This window comes from Psychrobacter sp. (assembly GCF_035469765.1).
Taxonomy (GTDB): Bacteria; Pseudomonadota; Gammaproteobacteria; order Pseudomonadales; family Moraxellaceae; genus Psychrobacter.
The window spans coordinates 1-1646 of the sequence record NZ_DATIRM010000041.1; the positions used below are offsets into that span (position 1 = coordinate 1).

The 1646-nt window shown below is 40.6% G+C and carries 3 protein-coding genes and 1 pseudogene; all 4 read left to right on the forward strand.

Annotated features, from left to right (window positions below; translation table 11 throughout):
* Positions 1–376, forward strand: a 376-nt coding sequence (locus VLN09_RS01005; RefSeq protein WP_325243241.1) for a response regulator, incomplete at its 5' end; no start/stop codon positions are given.
* Positions 377–422: 46 nt separating this feature from the next.
* Positions 423–872, forward strand: a complete 450-nt coding sequence (locus tag VLN09_RS01010) for a chemotaxis protein CheX (protein WP_325243243.1) — start codon at positions 423–425, stop codon at positions 870–872.
* A gap of 41 nt (positions 873–913) precedes the next feature.
* Entirely contained in the window at positions 914–1090 is a 177-nt protein-coding gene (locus tag VLN09_RS01015) for a hypothetical protein (RefSeq protein WP_325243245.1), read from the forward strand.
* 15 nt (positions 1091–1105) lie between these two features.
* Positions 1106–1363, forward strand: a pseudogene (locus tag VLN09_RS01020) (chemotaxis protein CheX); the annotation flags it as partial.
* Positions 1364–1646 lie beyond the last annotated feature (283 nt).

Consider the following 1646-nt stretch of genomic DNA (forward strand, 5'->3'; position numbering starts at 1 on the left):
CAATAAAAAAGCTATGTATAAATTAATGATCGTCGATGACTCAAATATCATTCGAAACCGTATTCAGCGCGCTTATGACTCAGGTAAATTCATGTTGGTTGCTACGGCAACCAGCGGGGTTCAAGCGCTTGAAAAGTTCAATATCCATCGTCCAGATGTGGTGACCATGGACTTGACCATGCCACAAATGGATGGGCTTGAATGTATCGAAAAAATCATTGCCATCGACCCTGATGTTCGTATTTTGGTGGTATCAGCCTTGTCTGATAAATCGACTGGTATCGAGGCGTTATCATTGGGCGCGAGCGGGTTCTTGTGCAAACCGTTCTCAGAAGAAGAGCTGGTAGAGTCTTTGTATGAGCTGGTACAAGACTAACATTGTCCGATTATTTTAATAAATACTTTATTAAAGAACACACATTATGAAAGAGCAAAATTTACAGATTTTTGTGAGTATCATTACCAACTATTTTAATCAGTTTGGTAATGATGAGATGGTAGTAGATACACCATATTTGCTAGAAAACCAACAGCCCAAAGTCCATGATTATACCGGCGTCATCGGTATATCAGGGGTACAAAAAGGGGTGGTTTATTTTACGGCAACCACTGCGCTATTGGGCAGTATTCTAGATAGCATGGGCGAGGTGGATAAAGGTGAAGACAATCTGGTCGATTTGGCAGGCGAGGTTGCCAATACAGTTTCAGGTAACGCCCGTCACGAATTTGGTCCAGAATTTCATATCTCTGTGCCCTTTGTCTTTAAAGGCTCACCGCAAAGTATTATTCTGCCAAAAAGTGGACGTTCTTTTATCATTCCTGTCAGTTGGCGCGGTCAAATCGGGGAAATTGTGGTTTGTTTGCAAGACTAAATACACAACCCTGTGATGATAACTATGGACGATGAACAATTATGGTTAATGTAGAAAAATTAGGCGTCTTTTTAAGCTCAATCAGCGCATTCTTTGCGCAGATTGATAATGAGCCGGTGGTGATTGATACGCCTTATTTAAACAGTAATAAAAATGCCGTTGGTTATGATTATAGCGGTATGATTAAAATATCAGGACCACTTGAAGGCTGTGTTTAGGTCAGCGCCCCAAGCACTATGCTGCGTGAAGTTATCAAAGCGATGGGAGAGCCTGACTCCTCCATGACGATGATGAAGGATTTGTTGGGTGAGATGGCAAATACCATTTCGGGTAATGCCCGTACTGAGTTTGGTGCCGATTTTATTATCTCACCGCCCAAGATTATTGAGGGGATACCGAGTATTCCTTATTTGCCAAAAGACCGCCAAAGCTATGTCACGCCATTTACGTGGCGAGGCTATAAAGCGGTTATTGGTATCAGTATCGCTTAAACTTATATGGATTTAAAAAAAACGACGTCTCAGCGTCGTTTTTTTATGCATTATCATCTACTTAAAGCTTACAATAGCGCTAGCAGTCGCTAAGCATTATATGATAAAATACAGCCCAGCTATTTTTTATCATATAGTATTCTGTACGTTCAAATCATAGCTCAATTTTTTAAACCAACCCATCAACCAATGACACACACATCATGGCAAAGAATTGCTGGGTGTTTGGCGATTTGATTAATTTGCCCAAAGTTACTACAAGATTAATGCACTATTGATAAGC

Excerpts from the sequence above, each read along its gene's own strand:
- VLN09_RS01010 (WP_325243243.1), top strand. The coding sequence starts at position 423 with ATGAAAGAGCAAAATTTACAGATTTTTGTGAGTATCATTACCAACTAT.
- VLN09_RS01015 (WP_325243245.1), top strand. The coding sequence starts at position 914 with ATGGTTAATGTAGAAAAATTAGGCGTCTTTTTAAGCTCAATCAGCGCA.